The 18,964-nt window shown below is 69.1% G+C and carries 13 protein-coding genes; 6 read left to right on the forward strand and 7 right to left on the reverse strand.

Features of this window, described 5'->3' with window-relative positions; genetic code table 11:
• Positions 1–11 precede the first annotated feature (11 nt).
• Positions 12–2,933 carry a ribonucleoside-diphosphate reductase subunit alpha gene (locus CAL24_RS02700; protein ID WP_028354915.1) on the reverse strand — a complete coding sequence of 974 codons (2,922 nt, stop codon included), beginning with the start codon at positions 2,931–2,933 and terminating at the stop codon, positions 12–14.
• A gap of 304 nt (positions 2,934–3,237) precedes the next feature.
• A complete protein-coding gene (locus tag CAL24_RS02705; protein WP_094805665.1) occupies positions 3,238–6,744 on the reverse strand; it encodes an indolepyruvate ferredoxin oxidoreductase family protein in 3,507 nt (1,168 codons plus the stop codon).
• A gap of 124 nt (positions 6,745–6,868) precedes the next feature.
• Here CAL24_RS02705 and CAL24_RS02710 point away from each other — a divergent pair, with 124 nt between their 5' ends.
• Positions 6,869–7,330 (forward strand): Lrp/AsnC family transcriptional regulator, encoded by a 462-nt coding sequence (locus tag CAL24_RS02710; protein WP_028354913.1) that lies wholly within the window; start codon positions 6,869–6,871, stop codon positions 7,328–7,330.
• On the opposite strand, the gene CAL24_RS02715 is transcribed toward CAL24_RS02710, so the two are convergent.
• A complete protein-coding gene (locus CAL24_RS02715; RefSeq protein ID WP_094805666.1) occupies positions 7,317–8,267 on the reverse strand; it encodes a Bug family tripartite tricarboxylate transporter substrate binding protein in 951 nt (316 codons plus the stop codon). The two genes, CAL24_RS02710 and CAL24_RS02715, sit on opposite strands and share 14 nt — an antisense overlap.
• An 82-nt stretch (positions 8,268–8,349) precedes the next feature.
• Positions 8,350–9,174, reverse strand: a complete 825-nt coding sequence (locus tag CAL24_RS02720) for an alpha/beta hydrolase (RefSeq protein WP_094805667.1) — start codon at positions 9,172–9,174, stop codon at positions 8,350–8,352.
• A gap of 84 nt (positions 9,175–9,258) precedes the next feature.
• Between CAL24_RS02720 and CAL24_RS02725 the strand changes: the two genes are divergently transcribed.
• The 3 genes from CAL24_RS02725 to CAL24_RS02735 all read left to right on the forward strand — a co-directional run bounded on the left by CAL24_RS02725 (position 9,259) and on the right by CAL24_RS02735 (position 11,994).
• Positions 9,259–10,143 (forward strand): LysR family transcriptional regulator, encoded by an 885-nt coding sequence (locus CAL24_RS02725; RefSeq protein WP_028354910.1) that lies wholly within the window; start codon positions 9,259–9,261, stop codon positions 10,141–10,143.
• A gap of 119 nt (positions 10,144–10,262) precedes the next feature.
• Positions 10,263–10,778 (forward strand): hypothetical protein, encoded by a 516-nt coding sequence (locus CAL24_RS02730; RefSeq protein WP_094805668.1) that lies wholly within the window; start codon positions 10,263–10,265, stop codon positions 10,776–10,778.
• A 10-nt stretch (positions 10,779–10,788) separates the two neighbouring features.
• Complete coding sequence (locus CAL24_RS02735) at positions 10,789–11,994, forward strand: MFS transporter (protein ID WP_094805669.1); 1,206 nt, start codon at positions 10,789–10,791, stop codon at positions 11,992–11,994.
• 73 nt (positions 11,995–12,067) lie between these two features.
• Here CAL24_RS02735 and gltX read toward each other — a convergent pair whose 3' ends face one another.
• A complete protein-coding gene (gene gltX / locus CAL24_RS02740; protein WP_094805670.1) occupies positions 12,068–13,474 on the reverse strand; it encodes a glutamate--tRNA ligase in 1,407 nt (468 codons plus the stop codon).
• Between the two features lie 125 nt (positions 13,475–13,599).
• Here gltX and CAL24_RS02745 point away from each other — a divergent pair, with 125 nt between their 5' ends.
• Complete coding sequence (locus CAL24_RS02745) at positions 13,600–16,053, forward strand: GNAT family N-acetyltransferase (RefSeq protein ID WP_094805671.1); 2,454 nt, start codon at positions 13,600–13,602, stop codon at positions 16,051–16,053.
• A gap of 201 nt (positions 16,054–16,254) precedes the next feature.
• Here CAL24_RS02745 and CAL24_RS02750 read toward each other — a convergent pair whose 3' ends face one another.
• Both CAL24_RS02750 and yjgA read right to left on the reverse strand, forming a co-directional pair.
• A complete protein-coding gene (locus CAL24_RS02750; RefSeq protein ID WP_094805672.1) occupies positions 16,255–16,935 on the reverse strand; it encodes an alpha/beta hydrolase in 681 nt (226 codons plus the stop codon).
• 38 nt (positions 16,936–16,973) lie between these two features.
• On the reverse strand, positions 16,974–17,525 hold the full coding sequence (gene yjgA, locus CAL24_RS02755) for a ribosome biogenesis factor YjgA (protein WP_028354904.1): 552 nt from the start codon (positions 17,523–17,525) through the stop codon (positions 16,974–16,976).
• Between the two features lie 57 nt (positions 17,526–17,582).
• Between yjgA and pmbA the strand changes: the two genes are divergently transcribed.
• A complete protein-coding gene (pmbA, locus tag CAL24_RS02760; protein ID WP_094805673.1) occupies positions 17,583–18,950 on the forward strand; it encodes a metalloprotease PmbA in 1,368 nt (455 codons plus the stop codon).
• The last annotated feature ends 14 nt before the right edge of the window (positions 18,951–18,964 follow it).

An 18,964-nucleotide genomic window follows, 5' to 3' on the forward strand; every position in this document is an offset into this window, starting at 1 on the left:
GGCGGTGTGGACTACTGGCAGGCTTCGCACTCTTCGAAGCCGGGGTCGCCCGGCCTCATGGTGCAAACCGCCCCGAGAACTTCGGGTTCCGGCAAAACAGGGGCTGCCGCGGCCGCGACCGCCGTGGCGGTCCCGGCGCTGACGGCGTTCAGTTCGCCGCCGCGGCCCGTGGACTTTTCAGCGCTGGTGGCGCCCAGCGTACGCAGGTAGTAGGTGGTCTTCAGGCCACGCTGCCACGCGAGCTTGTAGGTGTCGTCGAGTTTCTTGCCCGAGGCGCCCGCCATGTAGATGTTGAGCGATTGGGCCTGGTCGATCCACTTTTGCCGGCGCGCCGCGCACTCGACCAGCCAGCGCGGTTCGACTTCGAACGCGGTGGCGTAGAGTTCGCGGAGTTCGGAAGGTACGCGATCGATACGGGACAGGCTGCCGTCGAAGTACTTGAGGTCGGCGACCATGACTTCGTCCCAGAGACCGAGTTTCTTCAGGTCACGCACGAGGTAATCGTTTACGACCGTGAACTCGCCGGAGAGATTCGATTTGACGTACAAGTTCTGGAAAGTGGGTTCGATGCACGCAGATACACCAATGATATTGGAAATTGTCGCAGTTGGGGCAATTGCAATGCAGTTGGAGTTGCGCATGCCATGTTCTTTGATGCGTTCGCGCAACGCATTCCAATCGAGCGTGCTCGATTCATCGACTTCGACATGGCCGCCGCGCGCATCGCGCAGCATCGCCAAGGTGTCTTGCGGCAAGATGCCGCGCGACCACAGCGAGCCTTCATACGAAGGATAGCGGCCACGTTCCTGCGCCAGTTCGCTCGACGCCCAGTAGGCGTGATAGCACACCGCTTCCATCGAGCGGTCGGCGAATTCGACGGCGGCTTGCGAGGCGTACGGCACGCGCATCATTTGCAGGCAGTCCTGGAAGCCCATGATGCCCATGCCCACCGGACGGTGGCGTTCGTTGGAGTCCTTGGCTTTCTTGACGGCGTAGTAATTGATGTCGATCACGTTGTCGAGCATGCGCATGGCGATGCCGACGGTGCGCTTGAGCTTGTCGTGGTCGAGTTCGAAACCGCCGGCGGCGGCCGGCTTCATGTGCGCGACCAGGTTCACCGAACCCAGGTTGCAAACGGCGATTTCAGATTCGTTGGTGTTCAGGGTGATCTCGGTGCACAGGTTCGAGCTGTGCACCACGCCCACGTGCTGCTGCGGCGAACGGATGTTGCACGGGTCCTTGAAGGTGATCCAGGGATGGCCGGTTTCGAACAGCATCGACAGCATCTTGCGCCACAGCGAGACGGCCGGCATTTTCTTGAACAGCTTCAGCTCGCCGCTGGCCACCTTGGCTTCGTAGCCCAGGTAGGCCTGCTCGAATTCCTTGCCGTACTTGTCGTGCAGGTCGGGGCAGTCCGACGGCGAGAACAGGGTCCATTCGCCGTTTTCCATCACCCGCTTCATGAACAGGTCCGGGATCCAGTTGGCCGTGTTCATGTCGTGCGTGCGGCGGCGCTCGTCGCCGGTGTTCTTGCGCAGTTCGAGGAATTCCTCGATGTCCAGGTGCCAGGTTTCCAGGTAGGTGCAGACCGCGCCCTTGCGCTTGCCGCCCTGGTTCACCGCCACGGCGGTGTCGTTGACGACCTTCAGGAACGGCACCACGCCCTGGCTTTCGCCGTTGGTGCCCTTGATGTGGCTGCGCAGCGCGCGCACCGGGGTCCAGTCGTTGCCCAGGCCGCCGGCGTACTTGGCCAGCAGCGCGTTTTCCTTGATGGCGTCGTAGATGCCTTCCAGGTCGTCGGACACGGTGGTCAGGTAGCACGACGACAGCTGCGAGTGCAGGGTGCCCGAGTTGAACAGCGTCGGGGTCGAACTCATGAAGTCGAACGACGACAGGATTTCATAGAACTCGATGGCGCGCGCCTCGCGGTCGGTTTCGCGCAGGGCCAGGCCCATCGCGACGCGCATGAAGAACACCTGCGGCAGCTCGATGCGGGTGCCGCGGATGTGCAGGAAATAGCGGTCGTAGAGGGTCTGCAGGCCCAGGTAGCCGAACTGCAGGTCGCGGCGGGCGTCCAGCGCCGCGGCCACGCGCGCCAGGTCGTAGTCGGCCAGTTGCGGGTCGATCAGCCCGCCTTCGATGCCGCGCTGGATGAAAGTGGGGAAATAGTCGGCGTAGCGGGTGGCCATGTCGGCTTGCGAGACTTCCTCGCCCAGCACTTCCTTGCGGATCGTGTGCAGCAGGAGGCGCGCCGTGACCTGGCTGTAGGCCGGGTCTTTCTCGACCAGCGCGCGCGCCGACAGGATGGCGGACTTGAATACTTCGTCGACGGGGATGCCGTCGTACAAGTTCTTCACCGTTTCCTTCAGGATGGCCTCGGTGTCGATGAATTCGGCCAGGCCTTCGCCGGCCGCCTCGATGGTGGCGCGCAGCGCGGCCAGGTCGAGCGGGCGGCGCACGCCGTTGTCCACCACGTTCAGGTGGCTCTCCTGGGCGGCGGCGGGGGCCTTGTCCAGCACTTCGGCGGCCGCGGCGCGCTCTTGGGCGCGCTTCTCGCGGTACAGCACGTAGGCGCGGGCCACATCGTGCTCGCCCGAGCGCATCAGGGCCAGTTCGACCTGGTCCTGGATGTCTTCAATATGGAAGGTGCCGCCGGCCGGGCGGTTGCGGACCAGCGCATTGACTGCCTGCGAGGTCAGCGTCTCGACCAGTTCGCGCACGCGCGCGGAGGCCGCGCCCTGGCCGCCATTGACGGCCAGGAAGGCCTTGGTCATGGCGATGGCGATCTTGCTGGGTTCGAAACCCACCACGGAGCCATTGCGCCGGATGACGTTGTAACTGGCCCACTTGCCGCCATTGGCATCGGCCTGGGTTTCGGTTTCGGAAGGCGGCACGGCGGAAGGCCGGGTCACAGAGGCGATCGTAGTCTGCATGGAAGCTCCTGTGGAATAGCGTCGATAAAAGGCATGGGCAGGCCCATGCCAGGTGCTGAATGTATTTGGGGAGGGGTCGCGCCGAGCCGGAACGAACGCCCGGCAGCGCCAGGCGGAAGAGAATCCGATAATTCTGACGACCACTACATATAGTGTAACACCCCTCGTATGGCACTAATTCTAGTGATCGAGGGGGGAGGGAACAAGGAGAACGATTGCCAAGCTTGCCAATTAATTGTGACAAAATACGACATACGCGCCGGTGAGGCGCGTACGGCGTAGTGTTCGCTCTCAGGTCGCCGTTTTATGCGCTTTTGCGCAAGGAAACGTCCGGAGAGGCAGGCGGACCGTAGTGTTGCAGCATTTGCTGCAAGCTCCTGCGATAGCTGGCCACACTGGCCGCCTTGACGTGCCCGAAGCCCCGCACCTTGTCGGGCAGGGCCGCGATGCTGGCGGCCTGCGGCAGGTTGGCCGGCGACAGGTGGTCGAGCAGGGTCTGCACCACGCGGCGGTATTCGTCGATCAGTTCCCGCTCCATGCGCCGTTCGGCGCTGTGGCCGAACGGGTCCAGCCAGCTGCCGCGCAGGCCCTTGAGCCGCGCCAGGACCCGCATGACGGGCAGGGTGGCCGGGCCCAGCGCGATCTTGCGCGGGATGCCGGTGTGCGGGTCCTTGCGCGCCAGCAGCGGCGGCGCCATGTGGAAGCGCAGCGTGTAGTCGCCCTCGAACTGCTCGCGCAACTGTTGCTGGAAGCCGCCATCGGTGTAGAGCCGGGCCACTTCGTACTCGTCCTTGTAGGCCATCAGCTTGAACAGATTGCGCGCCACCGCCATGGCCAGCCGCGGGGTGCGCGCCTCGGGCGCCAGTTGGCGCTCGCGTTGCGCGACGCGTTCGACCAGCTGCCGGTATTGCTCCGCGTAGGCGGCGTTCTGGTAGGCCGTCAGGTCGCGCACCCGGCGCTCCACGGCGCGCTCGAACGATTCGGGTACATGCAGCTGCACCACCTGGGCGCGCGGCCGCAGCGCGGCTTCCAGCGCCTGCGGCTCGTGCGCGGCCAGCCGGCCGGCCTCGAACGCATCGCGGTTGGCCTGTACCGCCACGCCGTTCAACTCGATGGCGCGCACCAGGGCGGCATGCGACAGCGGTACGCCGCCGCGCTGCCAGGCGTGACCCAGCATGAACATGTTCGACAGGATGCTGTCGCCGAACAGCGCCAGCGCGGCCTGGTGCGCGTCCAGCGCGGCCGTGTTGGCCGCGCCGGCGGCATGCTGGATCTTGGCCAGCAGCGCCTCGGGCCGCAGCGCGGCGTCGGGGTCGCGGGTGAATTCGGAGACCGGCGCCACGTAGGTGTTGACGGTGACGCGGGTATGGCCGCGGCGCAGCGCGCCCAGCGAGTCGGGCGCCACCGCCGCGACGGGATCGCACAGGATGGCCGCGTCGGCTTGCTGCCAGTCCAGCCGCACCGGGCCGCCGACCGCGCCGGCAGGCGCCAGGCGGATGTGGCTGACCACGGTGCCGCCTTTCTGGGCCAGGCCGGTCAGGTCCAGCACCGAGGGCGACAGGCCCTGCAGGTGCGCGGCCATCGATACGATGGCGCCGATGGTGATCACGCCGGTGCCGCCCATGCCGGCCACCAGCAGCCGGTAGGGTTGGTCGGGCGCATGGACCGGCGGCAGGGGCAGCGCGTCCAGGCGCTGCCGCCAGGCCGGCGCGCGGTCGGCCGGCGCGGCCTGCTTGCGCAGCTTGCCGCCCAGCACCGACACGAAGCTGGGGCAGAAGCCTTCGGCACAGGAATAGTCCTTGTTGCAGCTCGACTGGTCGATGGCGCGCTTGCGTCCGTAAGGCGTCTCCAGCGGCACGATGGACAGGCAGTTGGACTGCGCGCCGCAATCGCCGCAGCCTTCGCATACGGCGCTGTTGATCAGCAGCCGGCGCGGCGGGTCGGGGAACTGGTTCTTCTTGCGGCGCCGGCGCTTTTCCGCCGCGCAGGTCTGGTCGTGGATCAGCACGGTCACGCCGGGGGTGGCCCGCAATTCGCGCTGCAGGGCGTCGAGTTCGCGCCGATGGTGCACGGTGACGCCGGCGGGCAGGGCGACGCCCTGGTACTTGTCCGGCTCGTCGGTGGTCACCACGATGCGCGCCACGTTCTCGCCGCGCAGTTGCTGGCAGATCTGCGGCACCGAGATCGGCCCGTCCACCGGCTGGCCGCCGGTCATGGCCACCGCGTCATTGAACAGTATCTTGTAGGTGATGTTGGCGCGCGCGGCCACCGCCTGGCGTATGGCCAAGTAGCCGGAATGGTAGTAGGTGCCTTCGCCCATGTTCTGGAACACGTGCGGCATATCTATATAGCGGGACAGGCCGATCCAGTCGACGCCTTCGCCGCCCATCTGGGTCAGGCCGCCGGTGTCGCGGTCCATCCAGGCCGCCATGTAATGGCAACCCACGCCCGCCAGCGCCTGGCTGCCTTCCGGCACCTTGGTCGAGGTGTTGTGCGGGCAGCCCGAACAGAAATAGGGGCGCCGCCGCATGCCGTCCGCGTCGTTGGACAGCGGCGCGGGACAGGCGAACGCGGCGGGGTCGGCGGTGCTGCGCAGCCCGGCGGTGCGCGCCAGCCAGGCCGCCAGCGGCGCGGCCAGCAGCGACGGGCGCAATTGCCCGGCCGCCGGAATCAGCGGCGCGCCGTCCAGCCCGGTCTTGCCGGCCACGCTGGGGCGCTCGGCGCGGTTGTACAGCAGGTCCTTGATCTGGCTTTCGACCACCGCACCTTTTTCCTCGATCACCAGGATGTGCGACAGGCCGCGCGCGAAGTCATACAGCCGCTCGGCGTCCAGCGGCCAGGTCAGGCCGGGCCGGTAGATGCGCACCGGCGTGTGGGCGGCCCGCGGGTCGATACCCAGGCGGGCCAGCGCTTCCATGACGTCCAGGTGCGCCTTGCCGACCGTCACCAGCCCCACCGTGGCGTGCGGCGCGGCGCATTCCAGCTTGTCGATCGAATGGCGGCGCGCGAACGCGCGCACGGCTTGCAGGCGCGTCTGCATGCGCGTCTCGACGGCCGGCGACAGGAAGTCGCGCGCCGTGTATTCCAGCGCCTCGCGCGGCAGGTCCGGGTCGGCCGGCATGTCATAGCACGCCGGCGGCGCCGGCTCGAACGCCTGGCCGCTTTCCACGGTTTCCGAGATGGCCTTGAAGGCCACCCAGGTGCCGCTGTGGCGCGACAGCGCCCAGCCCCACAGCCCGAAGGTCTCGTATTCCTCGATCGTGGCCGGGTGCACGATGGGCATCTGCCAGCCGATCAGCGAGGCTTCGCTGGCATGCGGGATCGACGAGGACACGGCGGTATGGTCGTCGCCCACCACCACCAGCACGCCGCCATGGCGCGAGGCGCCGGCGGCGTTGCCGTGGTGCAGGGCATCGCCGGCGCGGTCCACGCCCGGGCCCTTGCCGTACCACAGCGCGAATACGCCATCGACTTTCCGGTCGGCGCGCACGCCGGCCTGCTGGGTGCCCATGATGGCGGTCGCCGCCATGTCTTCATTGATGCCGGGCACGAAGCTGACCTGGTGGGCGTCGAGGATCTCTTTGGATTTCCACATCGCCATGTCCACGCCGCCCAGCGGCGAGCCGCGATAGCCCGACACGAAGCCGGCGGTGTTCAGGCCCCGTTCGCGGTCCAGGCGGCGCTGTGTCAGCAACATGCGCACCAGCGCCTGCGTGCCGGTCAGGAATACGCGCCCGCGGGTGCGGGTCAGGTTGTCTTGCAGTCGGTAATCCAGATCCAGGATCGGCTCGGCCGCCGGGGTTCCGTCCATGATGGCGCTCCTATGGTTCTACCCATGATAGGTGCGCAGCACTGGCGATTTATTGCGTTATCGGATCGTGAAATCCCTATAATTTGAAATAAACATTTCGTTTTGGGATAAAAGGAGGTGCGGCGTGGACAAAACCGATATCGGCATCCTGCGGGCATTGCAGGAGGACGGCCGCGCATCGGCCCAGCAGTTGTCCGAGCGGGTGGGCTTGTCGACCGCGCCGGTGTGGCGCCGGGTCAAGGCGCTGGAGGCCGCCGGCGTCATCCGCGGCTACAGCGCGCAAGTCGATCGCGCCCAGGTCGGGCTGCACGGCTGCATGTTCGCGCAGATCAGCCTGGAACGGCATTCGGCCAGCACGGTCGAGAACTTCGAGCGTTCCGTGCGCGATGCGCCGGAGGTCCTGGAATGCTATGCGGTGACGGGCGATTCCGATTTCCTGCTGAAGATCCTGGTGGAAAGCCCGGAGGCCTACGACCGCTTCCTGCACCGTTTCCTGTTCAACCTGCCGGGCATCCGCCAGACCCGCACCATCGTGGCGCTGCGCGAGATCAAGCACGAGGTGCGGTTGCCGCTCAACGCGGCTTGAGGCCGGCGATGTCCACCCATTCTTTCCAGCGCGCCGTGTCTTCCTTGACGAAGGCATCGAACTGCGCCACATCCATCGACTCGGGTTGCAGCCCCAGCTCGCGGAATTTGCGCACCGTCTCGGCGTCCGCCAGGGCGGCGCGCATATGTTCGTTCATCTTCTGCACGATGGCCGGCGGCGTGCCGGCGGGCGCCGACAGGCCCAGCCATCCCGCGACCGCGTAGCCCGGATAGTAAGTGGCCATCGTGGGCACGTCGGGCCAGGCGGGATTGGGCGCGGCGGCGCTCACGGCAATCGGCCGCAGGCCCTTGCCCTGGATTTGTCCCATGGCCGTCAGGTAGTCGACGAAGGCAAAGCCGATCTGCTTGCCGCGCAAGTCGGTGATGATCTGCGTGATGTTCTTGTAGGCCGCGCCGTTGATCTCGATCCCGGCGCGCGCCTTGAACAGTTCCGCTGGCACCTGCGACGACGAGCTGTAATAGCCGAAGAACACTTCGCCCGGATGCTTGCGCGCGTACTCCACCAGTTCGGGAACGTTGCGGTAAGGGGCGTCCGGCGCCACGATGCCGACCGAGCCGAACGTGCCGAACAGGCCGACCTGGACGAAATCTTTCTGGGCGTCGTAGGGCAGCGACTTGTACAGGAACTGGTTGGCGCTGTGCGTGGAGTTGGTCGACAGCAAATATGTATAGCCGTCGGCGGCCGCCTTGCTGGCGGCCTGTGTGCCGACGATGCCGCCGGCGCCCGGGCGGTCTTCCACCACCACCGTCTGGCCGGTGCGCTGGCCCAGGTACTGCGCGAAGGTGCGGGCGGTGAGGTCGGCGGCGCCGCCGGGTGCCGATGGCACGATCAGGGTCACGGTCTTGGCCGGCCATCCGGCCGCGTCGGCGTCGCCGGCGGCGCGGGTGGACGCGAGCGGCAGCAACATGGCCAGCATGACTGGCGCGACGCGAATGATGCGGGGGGGTGGGCATGGGGGTTCCTCCTTTGCTGTCTCGTTGTCTTCTATGGGCGCGCGGCTATGAAAGACGAGGCGCCGCCCAGTCATGGATGGCCTGGGCGCTTTGCCGCCAATTGCGCGAATACATCATGCAGTGCGGCTGCTCGGCCAGCCGCTGGTGCGAGAAGCCGAACAGGTCCGCCACCGCGCGGTCCTGGCCGGCGGGATGGCGCTCGGGCGTATCCAGGCCGGCTTCCAGGCACAGGCCAGGCGCGCCGACCTGGGCCGGGTCCACCGGCACGCGCAGCCGATAGCGGTCGTTGATGACCTCCGGGCTTTCCGGGCACAGGCGCCGGGCGACCAGGGCGGCCTCCGATGGATCGCAGGGGCCCAGGAAGCGCGCACCGATCTGCTCCGGGCCGGGGGGCGGCACCGCGAGCCCCCGCGGCACCGCGTCCAGGGCCCGTGCGCCAGCCAAGTTGGCCGGCGGCGAGGGCGCCATCAGCACCACGCCCGCCACTGGCCGCGCGGCGGCGCATAGCAGCGTCGGCAGGGCGCCCATGCTGTGTCCCGCGACGATGACCGGCCCGCCGATCCGGTCGCAGGCGCCCACCACGCAGGCCGCCAGGTCGGCGATGGCGATTCGCGCGAAATGGTCCGGCTGGGACAGGCCGCCGTGGCCGGGCAGGTCCAGGGCCGCGCAGGCGACGCCCCGCGCGGCGAAGAAGCGCAGGAAGTGCGCATAACACCAGGCGCCGTGGAATGCGCCTGGCACGAACAGCAGCGTGGGCGCGCCCGGGCGGGCGGCCCGTCCGGTGACCAGGCGGCCGCCGCCAATGGACTGGGCGGCCAACGTATCGATGAAACTGAAATCCAGGTGGGGCGGGATCGGTCTGCTCGGCATCCCGGCATCTTAGGCTGGCGCTTTTTATCAGAAAATTTTATTTTTCATATCGAAAAATAAGTCCATCAAATCAGAGGCCAGACCATGTCCCGCCTGCCCGAGCTGTCCGTGCAGCACTACCGGCATTTCCTGCTGGTGGCCGAATTGCGCAGCTTTCGCGCCGCCGCCGCGCGCGCCTGCCGTTCGCAGCCGGCCTTGTCGTTGTCGATCAAGGAAATGGAGCACCGGCTGGGCCAGCCGCTGTTCGAGCGCGGCAGCCGGGTCGTGCTGACCCGCTACGGCCAGGAATGCCTGCCGCTGGCGCGCGAGCTGGTCGAGCATCACGACCGCGTCGCCGGCGCGCTGGGCGGCCTGGCCCGCAACGAAGGGGGGCTGCTGGCCCTGGCGTCGGTGGCTACCGTCGCCATGCACTGGCTGCCGGAGTTGGTGGCCGCCTATCGCCTGCAGTATCCCGGCGTATCGCTGCGCATCTTCGATGACAACTCCGAAGGCGTGGAGCGCATGGTGCTGGCGGGCGAAGTCGAATTGGGCGTGTGCAGCCCGGTAGCGCGCGATCGCCGGCTCGAGTTCGAGCCGCTGCTCCACGACGCCTTCGGCCTGGTGTGTCACAAGAAGCATCCGCTGGCCGGCCGCAAATCCGTCACTTGGCGCGAGATCGCCGCGCTGCCGCTGGTGGGAACGGTGGCGCACCGCCAACTGGCCGGACACCCGCAAGCGGCTTTCATGATGGATCGTCCCGTATTTGTCTCCAATATGATGTCGCTGCTCGCCATGCTGGAGCGCGGCGTCGGCGTGACCGTACTGGCCCGGCTGGGCGTGCCGCCGGATTCCGGCCGGCTGGCCTTCGTGCCGCTCAGCCGTCCGCGCATCGAGCGGCAACTGGGCATCATGCGCCTGGCGGGCCGGACGCTGTCGCCCGCGGCGGCGGCCATGCAGGCCCTGCTGCGCGGCAAGGCGGCCGGCGGCTAGGCGCACTGTTGCTCCCGCACACCAGATGTCGGATGTGTTCATTGCATCCGCGGCGCGCCGTCATTAGAGTGCGTGCTTGCATACGCAAGCCGCACGGCGCGCGTCGTTTCGAGGAAGTCATGAATAGTGTGTTGTGGTATCGCCGTATCGGCGCCCTGGGCGCCGCGCTGATCCTGGCCGGTTGCGCCGCTCGTAAAACCGCCGAAGCGCCCGCTGCGCCCCGCGCGCCGGCCGCGCCTCCCGCCCCGGCCGCTTGCGTGCCGGCCGCGGCGGGCAGCCCCTTGACCGGAACCTGGCTGTCGAATACCCGGCCGCGCGGCGTGGCCGGCGAATTCCGCGCGCTGATCGTACTGGGCGCCGACGGCACGCTGCGCTACGAGACGCAACTGAAAGTCGGCAAGCGTACCCGCCCGGCGTTGCGGGAAACCGGCTGCTGGCTGCTGGACAACGGCGTGCTGACCCTGCAGACCACGCGCTCCAACGGCGAGCTGGTCGATACCGCGGATCCCATCTACCAGAATCGCTATCGCGTCGAGAAAACCGAGGCGGCGCGCCTGACGCTGCGCGAACTGCGCGCGGGCGGACAGGTGATCACGGCGCGCCGCATGCCGGCCGGCTATCGCCTGCCCGATTGACGGTCCCGCGATGCCGCCGATCCAGTCCCGCAATCGTGCCATCGCGCTGCTGGCGCTGGCTGCCTTCGTCAGCGCCAGCGCCTTCCGCATCTGCGATCCCATGCTGCCCCGGCTGGCCAGCGAATTCGGCACGTCTACCGGGCAGGCGGCCGCCACGGTGACTGCGTTCGCCATCGCCTATGGGTTGCTGCAGATGTTCTTCGGCCCGGTCGGCGACCGCTACGGCAAGTACCGCGTGGTGGCGGTCGCCACCTTCGCCTGCGCCATCGGCAGCGCCGGCGCGGTGCTGGCCCCCTCGCTGGATGTGCTGGTGCTGTGCCGCGCGCTGTCTGGCGCGGCCGGCGCGGGCATCGTGCCCCTGTCGATGGCGTGGATCGGCGATACCGTGCCCTACGAAGAGCGCCAGGCCACCCTGGCGCGCTTTCTCACCGGCACCATCCTGGGCATGGCCGCGGGCCAGTTGGCTGGCGGCTGGTTCGCCGACACGATCGGTTGGCGCTGGGCCTTCGGCGCGCTGGTGGCGGGCTACCTGGTCGTCGGCCTGCTGCTGTGGCGCGAAGTCGGCCGCCAGTCGGCCGATGCCGCGGCGGCGACCACGCCGGCGGCCGCGCCGCGCCAGGGATTCGTGGCGCAGGTGCGCACGGTCCTGGGCGTGCGCTGGGCGCGCATCGTGCTGGCCACGGTATTCATCGAGGGCTTGCTGGTGTTCGGCACGCTGGCGTTCGCGCCCGCCTATCTGCACGAGCGCTTCGGCCTGTCGCTGACCGCGGCCGGCGCGGCGGTGGCGGTCTATGCGCTGGGCGGGCTCATGTACACGCTGGTGGCCGGGCCGGTGCTGCGCCGCCTGGGCGAGCGCGGCCTGGCCAATGCGGGCGGCCTGGTGCTGTGCGCGGCATTCGCCACCTACCTGTTCGGTCCCGCGTGGGGCTGGAGCCTGCTGGCCAGCATACTGGCCGGGTTCGGCTATTACTTGCTGCACGCCACGCTGCAGACGCATGCCACCCAGATGGTGCCCAGCGCGCGCGGCACGGCGGTGGCCTGGTTCGCCTCCTGCCTGTTCCTGGGGCAGGCGGTGGGCGTGGCCCTGGCAGGGCTGGTGGTCGACGCGGCGGGCGCGGCGGCGCTGTTCGGCGCGGCCGCGGTGCTGCTGCCGCTGCTGGGCGGCAGCTTCGCGTGGGCCCTGCGCCGCCGGCTGGCCGCGTCCACGGCGCGCTGATGGCGCCTGGTCTTTCGCAGGCCCAGGCAGGCAGGTGCCAGGGTCCCGCCGGGCGCCCGGCACTTGGCCCGGTTCACAGCGCGGCCAGGCGCTCCAGCACGGCGTTCTTGCCGATCAGCGCCAGCACGGCGTCGACCGCCGGCGTCTGCGGCTGGCCCACCACCGCCACGCGCAGCGGGATCGCCAGTTGCGGCATCTTCAGGCCGCGCTCGGCCAGCACCGTCTTGATCAGCGCGGCAATCGCCTCGCGGGTCCAGTCGATGTCCTGGGCGCGCCGGGCGAAATCGGCCAGCGCCTCGCGCGCGGCCGGAGTCAGGTGCTGCTCGGCCAGTTCCGCGCTGGCGGGGTGGTGCGGTCCGCAGAACAGCATGGCAGCCTCGGCCAATTGCTCCAGCGTTTCGGCGCGGTCTTTCAGCAGCCCCATCGCGCCGGGCAGGTCGACTGCGGCGGGATTGCCGCCGCGCCGCTCGATGCGAGGCGCCACGCGCCCGGCCAGCTCGGCGTCGTCCATCTGCTTGATGTAGTGCGCGTTGACCCAGTTCAGTTTCTTGGGGTCCCATTGCGATGCCGACTTGGACAGGTGGCGCGTGTCGAACCACTGCACCAGCTGGTCCCGCGTGAACAGTTCGTCGTCGCCGTGGCTCCAGCCCAGGCGGGCCAGGTAGTTCACCATGGCTTCCGGCAGGTAGCCCTGGGCGTCGTATTCCATGACGTTGACCGCGCCGTGGCGCTTGGACAGCTTTTCGCCGTCCGGGCCGAGGATCATCGGCACGTGGCCGTATTCCGGCAGCGTCGCGCCCAGCGCGCGCAGGATGTTGATCTGGCGCGGCGTGTTGTTGACGTGGTCGTCGCCGCGCAGCACATGGGTGATGCCCATGTCCCAGTCGTCGACCACCACGCAGAAGTTATAGGTGGGGGTGCCGTCGGGGCGGGCGATGATCAGGTCGTCCAGCTCGGCGTTGTCGAAGCTGATGGGGCCCTTGACCATGTCGTTCCAGCCGGTGGCGCCGTCCTGCGGGTTTTTGAAGCGCACCACCGGCTGGCGGCCGGCCGGCACGGGCGGCAGCGTCTTGCCGGGCTCGGGGCGCCAGGTGCCGTCGTAGCGCGGCTTCAGGCCCTTGGCGCGCGCGGCTTCGCGCATCGCCTCGACTTCCTCGGGCGAGCTGTAGCAATGGTACGCCGTGCCGTCCTTGAGCATCTGCGCGATGACTTCGCGGTAGCGGTCCATGCGCTGCATCTGATAGAACGGCCCTTCGTCGGGCTGCATGCCGAGCCAGTCCATGCTGTCCAGGATGGCCTGCACCGCTTCGGGCGTGGAGCGTTCGAGGTCGGTGTCTTCGATGCGCAGCACGAACACGCCCTGGTGGTGGCGCGCGAACGCCCAGGAAAACAGCGCGGTGCGCGCGCCGCCCAGGTGCAGGAAACCGGTGGGCGAGGGCGCGAAGCGGGTACGGATGGTTGCGGGAGCGTTCGAGGTCATAGGCGGCTGCAAAAAACGGCGGGACGAAGTGCCGCGCCAGGGCGGGGAAGCATGGGCTGCGTCATGGCGATCGCGTGCCCGTCTTGTTACGATGGCCGTATTTTAGAATAGCGCCCGACTCGCTCATGCTGCGCCACGCTCTCGCTCCGCTGTTCGAACCCGGTTCGCTGCTCATCGTGGCCGATCGCGGCCTGCCCGCCGCCGCGACGCTGCCGCCCGAGCTGCGGGCCCGCACCGCGGTGGTCGACGCCGCGCCGGGCCTGGCGCCCGAGCTGCCCGCTTCCGGCGCCGAACTCGCCTGCGGCCAGCGGCCCGACCTGGCGCTGGTATGCGTGTCGCCCGCGGTCCTGCCGGAAACCCTGCGCCGCCTCGCGCCGCTGCAGCCGCGCGCCCTCATCGTGCTGCCGCACGAACTGCCCGACCCATATCCCGGCGGCACCCTGGCGCTGTGCCGGACCTGGGCCCAGGAAACCGGCTGCGCGCTGCTCGGTCCGCGCGCCTTCGGCGCGCAGCGTCCGCATGCCGGCCTGAACCTCAGCCAGCATCCCACCCTGGCGCGCTCCGGCCGCGTGGCGCTGGTGGCGCAGTCGCGCTCCATCACCGCCGCCGTGATGGACTGGGCCGAGGACGTCCACATCGGTTTTTCCACTGCCGTGTCGCTGGGCGACGAAGCGGCCGTCGGGCTGGGCCAGGTGCTCGATTTCCTGGCCAGCGATCCGCGCACCGACAGCATCGTGCTCTACCTGGAAGACGTCGGCACCGCGCGCGAATTCATGAGCGCGCTGCGTTCCGCCGCCAGCGTCAAGCCGGTCATCGTGCTCAAGGCGGGGCGCGACGGCCCGCCCGGCAGCGACGCCGCGCTCGATGCCGCCCTGCGCCGCGCCGGCGCCGTGCGGGTGCGTTATTTCGTCCAGCTATTCTCGGCCGTCAAGGTGCTGGGCTACACGCGCCGGCCGCGCGGCCGCCGCGTCGCCCTGCTGTCCAACGGCAGCGGCCCGCCGCAACTGGCGCTCGATCTCATCGGCCCGGACGCCGCCGTGCTCAAGGCCGAACTGGCGCCCGCCACCCGCCGCGCGCTGGCCGCGCTGCTCGAACCGGACGCCTCCATCGCCAACCCGGTCATCACCTGCGTGCCGCTCACCCCCGAACGCATCCAGGCCGTGCTGGACGCCCTCATCGACGACAACGGGGTCGACGGCGTGCTGGTGCTGCTGGCGCCCGACCCGCTGGCCGACATGCCGGCCGTGGCCCGCCAGCTCGCCCAGATCGCCCCCAAGGCGCGCAAGCCGGTGGTGACCTGTTTCATGGGCGATGCCGGCATGCGGCCGCTGCGCCGCATGCTGGACGACGCCGGCACCTCGGCCTTCCGCACGCCCGAGTCCGCCGCCGACGCGTTCGGCGTGCTCGCCACCCACTATTACAACCAGCAACTGCTGCTGCAGACGCTGCCGCCCGAGCCGCCTGCCCGCCTGCCGGACCTGGCCCGCGCGCGCGCCATCCTCGACGCCGCGCGGGCCGAGGGCCGGCGCGACTTGTCCATCGCCGAATGCCGCAGCCTGCTGGACGCCTTCCACGTCCCCCTGCGCGACGTTCCCGCCGGCGTGCTGCCCGGCGAGCCCGAGTCACGGCCCATGGCCATCCGGGTGCGCCGCGATCCGCGCTTCGGGCCCACCATCCAGTTCGGCATCGGCGGTCCCGACGCGCTCCTGACCAGCGCCCCCGACCGCGGCATGGACCTGCCCCCGCTCAACGGCTTCCTGGCCCGCCAATTGGTCGAGCGCAGCCGCGCCTGGCGGCGGGTGCTGGCGCCCCACATCAGCGGCGCGGCCGCCGAGGCGGTACAGCATGCCCTGGTGCAGGTCTCCGAACTGATCTCCGAGCTGCCCGACATCGAATCGCTCGACATCGACCCGCTCTACGCCGGCGAGGCGCAATTGCGCGCCGCCGGGCTGCGCGTCACGCTGTGCGCCGAGCCGGCCTGCGCCACGCCGCGCGCCAGCGGCTATCCGCACATGGCCATCCACCCGTATCCGGCCCGGCTGGTGCGCACCCGCCAGTTCGAGGACGGCACGCAATGGACCATCCGCCCGATCCGCCCCGAAGACGGCCAGTCGCTGCAGGACTTCATCCGCGGCCTGTCCGAGCGGTCGCGCTACATGCGTTTCGTGTCCATGATGCGTGAACTGACGCCGCGCATGGTGGCGCGCTACACCCAGATCGACTACCACCGCGAGCTCGCCCTGGTGGCCACCACGCAGGTTCCCAACCCCGAGAACCGCGGCCACCCGCGCGAAGTCATCATCGGTTTCGCCCACTACCTGCGCAACGCCGACGGGCGCGGCGCCGAATATGCCCTGGTCATCGGCGACGACTGGCAGCGCCGCAAGCTGGGCGGGCAGCTGATGGAAGCGCTGATCGACGCCGCGCGCGAACAGGGGCTGGAATACATCGACGGCCTGGTGCTGGCCAACAACCGTCCCATGCTCACGCTGATGACCCGCCTGGGCTTCACCAACGACCCGGATCCCGAAGACCCGTCCATGCGGCGCGTCTGGCTGGACCTGCATCCCGCCGGATAGCCCGGTCCGCGCGCAGGGTGCCAGGTTCCGCAGGGGTGCCGTGCCTCGGTGTCTGACACCCTGGCGGGAGTCAGACTCCTGTCGCAAGGGGGGGCAGGTGTCAGGCTCCGCAGGTGCCTGACACCCGTTTGCGCAGGTGCTCGAGACACGTCTCCATGCCCGCCGCGCGCGGGGCAGGCATTTGCCGACCTGCCGCGCCGGCTATGCCTTCAGCACTTCCTGCAGGAACGCCGCGATATCGGCGATTTCCGGCGCGCACACCGAGTGCGGCATCGGATAGGTGTGCCAGCGCACGTCGTAGCCCAGCGCCTGCAATTGCGCCAGCGACGCCTGCGCGCGGGGCAGGGCCACCACGGGGTCGAAGGTACCGTGGGCCAGGAAGATCGGCGTGTCGGCGTTGGCGCCATGGCGTTCGGCGGCCGCCGTGTCCAGCAGCGGCAGGTAGCCCGACAGGCCGATCATGCCGGCCAGTTTTTCTTCGAGTCGCAGGCCGGTGTGCAAGGTCATGGCGCAGCCTTGCGAAAACCCCGCCAGCACGATGCGGGACGTCGGGATGCCGCGCGCGTTTTCCCGCGCGATCAGGGCGCGCACCGCGGCTTCCGATTGGCGGATGCCGGCGGCGTCCTCCTGCCGCACCAGGTCGGTGACCAGGATGTCGTACCAGGAGCGCATCGCCATGCCGCCATTGATGGTCACCGGCTGCACCGGCGCGTGCGGAAAAATGAAGCGCACCGCGGGGCTGGCGCCCAGCCGCAGCTCCGGCACGATGGGCGCGAAATCGTTGCCGTCGGCGCCCAGGCCGTGCAGCCAGATGACGGCGTGGGTGGGGTTGGGGGCGGTTTCGAGCTGGATGCAGTCGAGCAGGGCGGAGTCGGCGCTCATGATGGGAGAGTCGGGTCGGTTCAGGACAGGGCCGCCCGTCAGGCGGCCAGCGATTTCAGGGCCTGGAACAGGGCGCGGTAGTGCTTGCGCTGCGGGTCCTGGCCCGGCTGCAGGGCGGCATTGTGCTGCGCTTCCTTGCGCGCCGCCCGGATCGTCGCGCGCAATTGCTGCGCATCGGCGTCGGGGTGGGCATCCAGCAGCTCGGTGAGCGCCTCGTCGTCGGCCAGCAGGCGTTCGCGCAGGGCTTCCAGCCGGTGCATGGCGGCGGTTTCCTCGCGCGAGCCGTTCTGCCAGGTGTCGAGCTGGGCGCGGATCTCGTCGGCCGGCGCATCGCGCATCAGCTTGCCCACGAAATGCGTCTGCCGGCGCCGGCCCTCGCGGCTGGTGGTGCGCTGCGCCAGGCGGATGGCCTCGTACAGGCGCTCGGCCAGCGGCAATTGCTTGAGACGGTCGTCGGGCAGGTCGATCAGTTGCTTGCCCAGGTCCAGCAGGGCATGCATTTCGCGCTTGACCTGCGATTTGCTGGGACGGTCGTAGCCGTTGTCGTCGAATTCGGCCTGGTCGGCCGGATCGGGGGTAGGGAAAGTCATGGAAACAGCGCAAAGACGGACTTGGCTATGATAACCGTCTCTGTACACTGGACAGCAATGGTCAACTCTCCCACCTCCTCCTTGCCCCTGGCCGCCAACCAGGCCCGTTTCAGCGAATTGGTCGAGCAGGCGCTGGCCCACGCGCGCCGCATCGGCGCCAGCGACGCGGTCGCCGAAGTCTCGGAAAGCCTGGGCCTGTCGGTCACGGTGCGCAAGAACGACATCGAAACCGTCGAACAGACCCGCGACCGCTCGCTTGACCTCACCGTCTATGCCGGCCAGAGCCGCGGTTCGGCCTCGACCTCCGATTTTTCCGAAGAAGCGCTGCGCCAGACCGTCGAGGCGGCCTGGCACATTGCCCGCCACACTGCCGCCGACCCGGCCGCCGGCCTGCCCGACGCCGACCAGCTGGCCACCGACATCCCGGACCTGGCGCTGCACTACCCCTGGCCGATCGCCACCGAAGAGGCGGCCGAACTGGCCCTGCGCGCCGAGCGCGCGGCCCGCGCGGTCGACCCGCGCATTACCAATACCGACGGCGCCACCGTGGGCACCTACGAGGGCCAGTTCGTCATGGGCAATACCCGCGGCTTCCTGGGCGGGTACCCCTATTCGCGCCACAGCCTGTCGGTCGCGCCCATCGCCGGCCGGGGCGACCACATGCAGCGCGACTACTGGTACACCTCCGAGCGCGATCCGGCCCGCCTGGCCAGCCCGGAAGCCATCGGCCGCTATGCCGCCGAACGCACCCTGTCGCGCCTGTCGGCGCGCCGCATCCGCACCGGCAAGTTCCCCGTCCTGTTCGAGGCGCCGCTGGCGCTGGGCCTGCTGGGCGCCTTCACCCAGGCCACCAGCGGCGGGGCGCTGTACCGCAAGGCCAGCTTCCTGGTCGACGCGCTGGGCAAGCCGGTTTTCTCGGACCACATCGACATTGCCGAGGACCCGCACGTGCCGGGCGCCATGGGCAGCTCGCCGTTCGACGATGAAGGCGTGCGCACCCGGGCCCGCAGCGTGGTGGCGGGCGGCGTGCTGGAAGGCTACTTCCTGTCCAGTTACACGGCGCGCAAGCTGGGCCTGGCCACCACCGGCAACGCCGGCGGCTCGCACAACCTGACGCTGTCGTCGCGCCACACCCGGCCCGGCGACGATTTCGAAGCCATGCTGCGCAAGCTCGGCACGGGTTTCCTGGTCACAGAACTCATCGGCCAGGGGGTCAACTACGTCACCGGCGACTACTCCCGCGGGGCCTTCGGCTACTGGGTCGAGAACGGCCGCATCCAGCATGCCGTCCAGGAAGTCACCATCGCCGGCAACCTGGCCGACATGTTCCGCCAGATCGTCGCCGTGGGCACCGACACCATCGCGCGCGGCACCAAGCGCACCGGCTCCATCCTGATCGAGCAGATGGCCATTGCCGGCGCCTGAGGGGCGCCGCCTTC

Origin of the sequence: Bordetella genomosp. 2, from assembly GCF_002261345.1 — a bacterium.
GTDB lineage: Bacteria > Pseudomonadota > Gammaproteobacteria > Burkholderiales > Burkholderiaceae_B > Bordetella_A.

Bases quoted from the DNA above. Each gene is read 5' to 3' on its own strand.
- CAL24_RS02750 (WP_094805672.1), bottom strand. From the start codon at position 16,935: ATGAGCGCCGACTCCGCCCTGCTCGACTGCATCCAGCTCGAAACCGCC.
- yjgA (WP_028354904.1), bottom strand. From the start codon at position 17,525: ATGACTTTCCCTACCCCCGATCCGGCCGACCAGGCCGAATTCGACGAC.
- pmbA (WP_094805673.1), top strand. From the start codon at position 17,583: ATGGTCAACTCTCCCACCTCCTCCTTGCCCCTGGCCGCCAACCAGGCC.
- CAL24_RS02745 (WP_094805671.1), top strand. From the start codon at position 13,600: ATGCTGCGCCACGCTCTCGCTCCGCTGTTCGAACCCGGTTCGCTGCTC.
- gltX (WP_094805670.1), bottom strand. From the start codon at position 13,474: ATGACCTCGAACGCTCCCGCAACCATCCGTACCCGCTTCGCGCCCTCG.
- CAL24_RS02715 (WP_094805666.1), bottom strand. From the start codon at position 8,267: ATGCTGGCCATGTTGCTGCCGCTCGCGTCCACCCGCGCCGCCGGCGAC.
- CAL24_RS02735 (WP_094805669.1), top strand. From the start codon at position 10,789: ATGCCGCCGATCCAGTCCCGCAATCGTGCCATCGCGCTGCTGGCGCTG.
- CAL24_RS02720 (WP_094805667.1), bottom strand. From the start codon at position 9,174: ATGCCGAGCAGACCGATCCCGCCCCACCTGGATTTCAGTTTCATCGAT.
- CAL24_RS02725 (WP_028354910.1), top strand. From the start codon at position 9,259: ATGTCCCGCCTGCCCGAGCTGTCCGTGCAGCACTACCGGCATTTCCTG.
- CAL24_RS02700 (WP_028354915.1), bottom strand. From the start codon at position 2,933: ATGCAGACTACGATCGCCTCTGTGACCCGGCCTTCCGCCGTGCCGCCT.
- CAL24_RS02705 (WP_094805665.1), bottom strand. From the start codon at position 6,744: ATGGACGGAACCCCGGCGGCCGAGCCGATCCTGGATCTGGATTACCGA.
- CAL24_RS02730 (WP_094805668.1), top strand. From the start codon at position 10,263: ATGAATAGTGTGTTGTGGTATCGCCGTATCGGCGCCCTGGGCGCCGCG.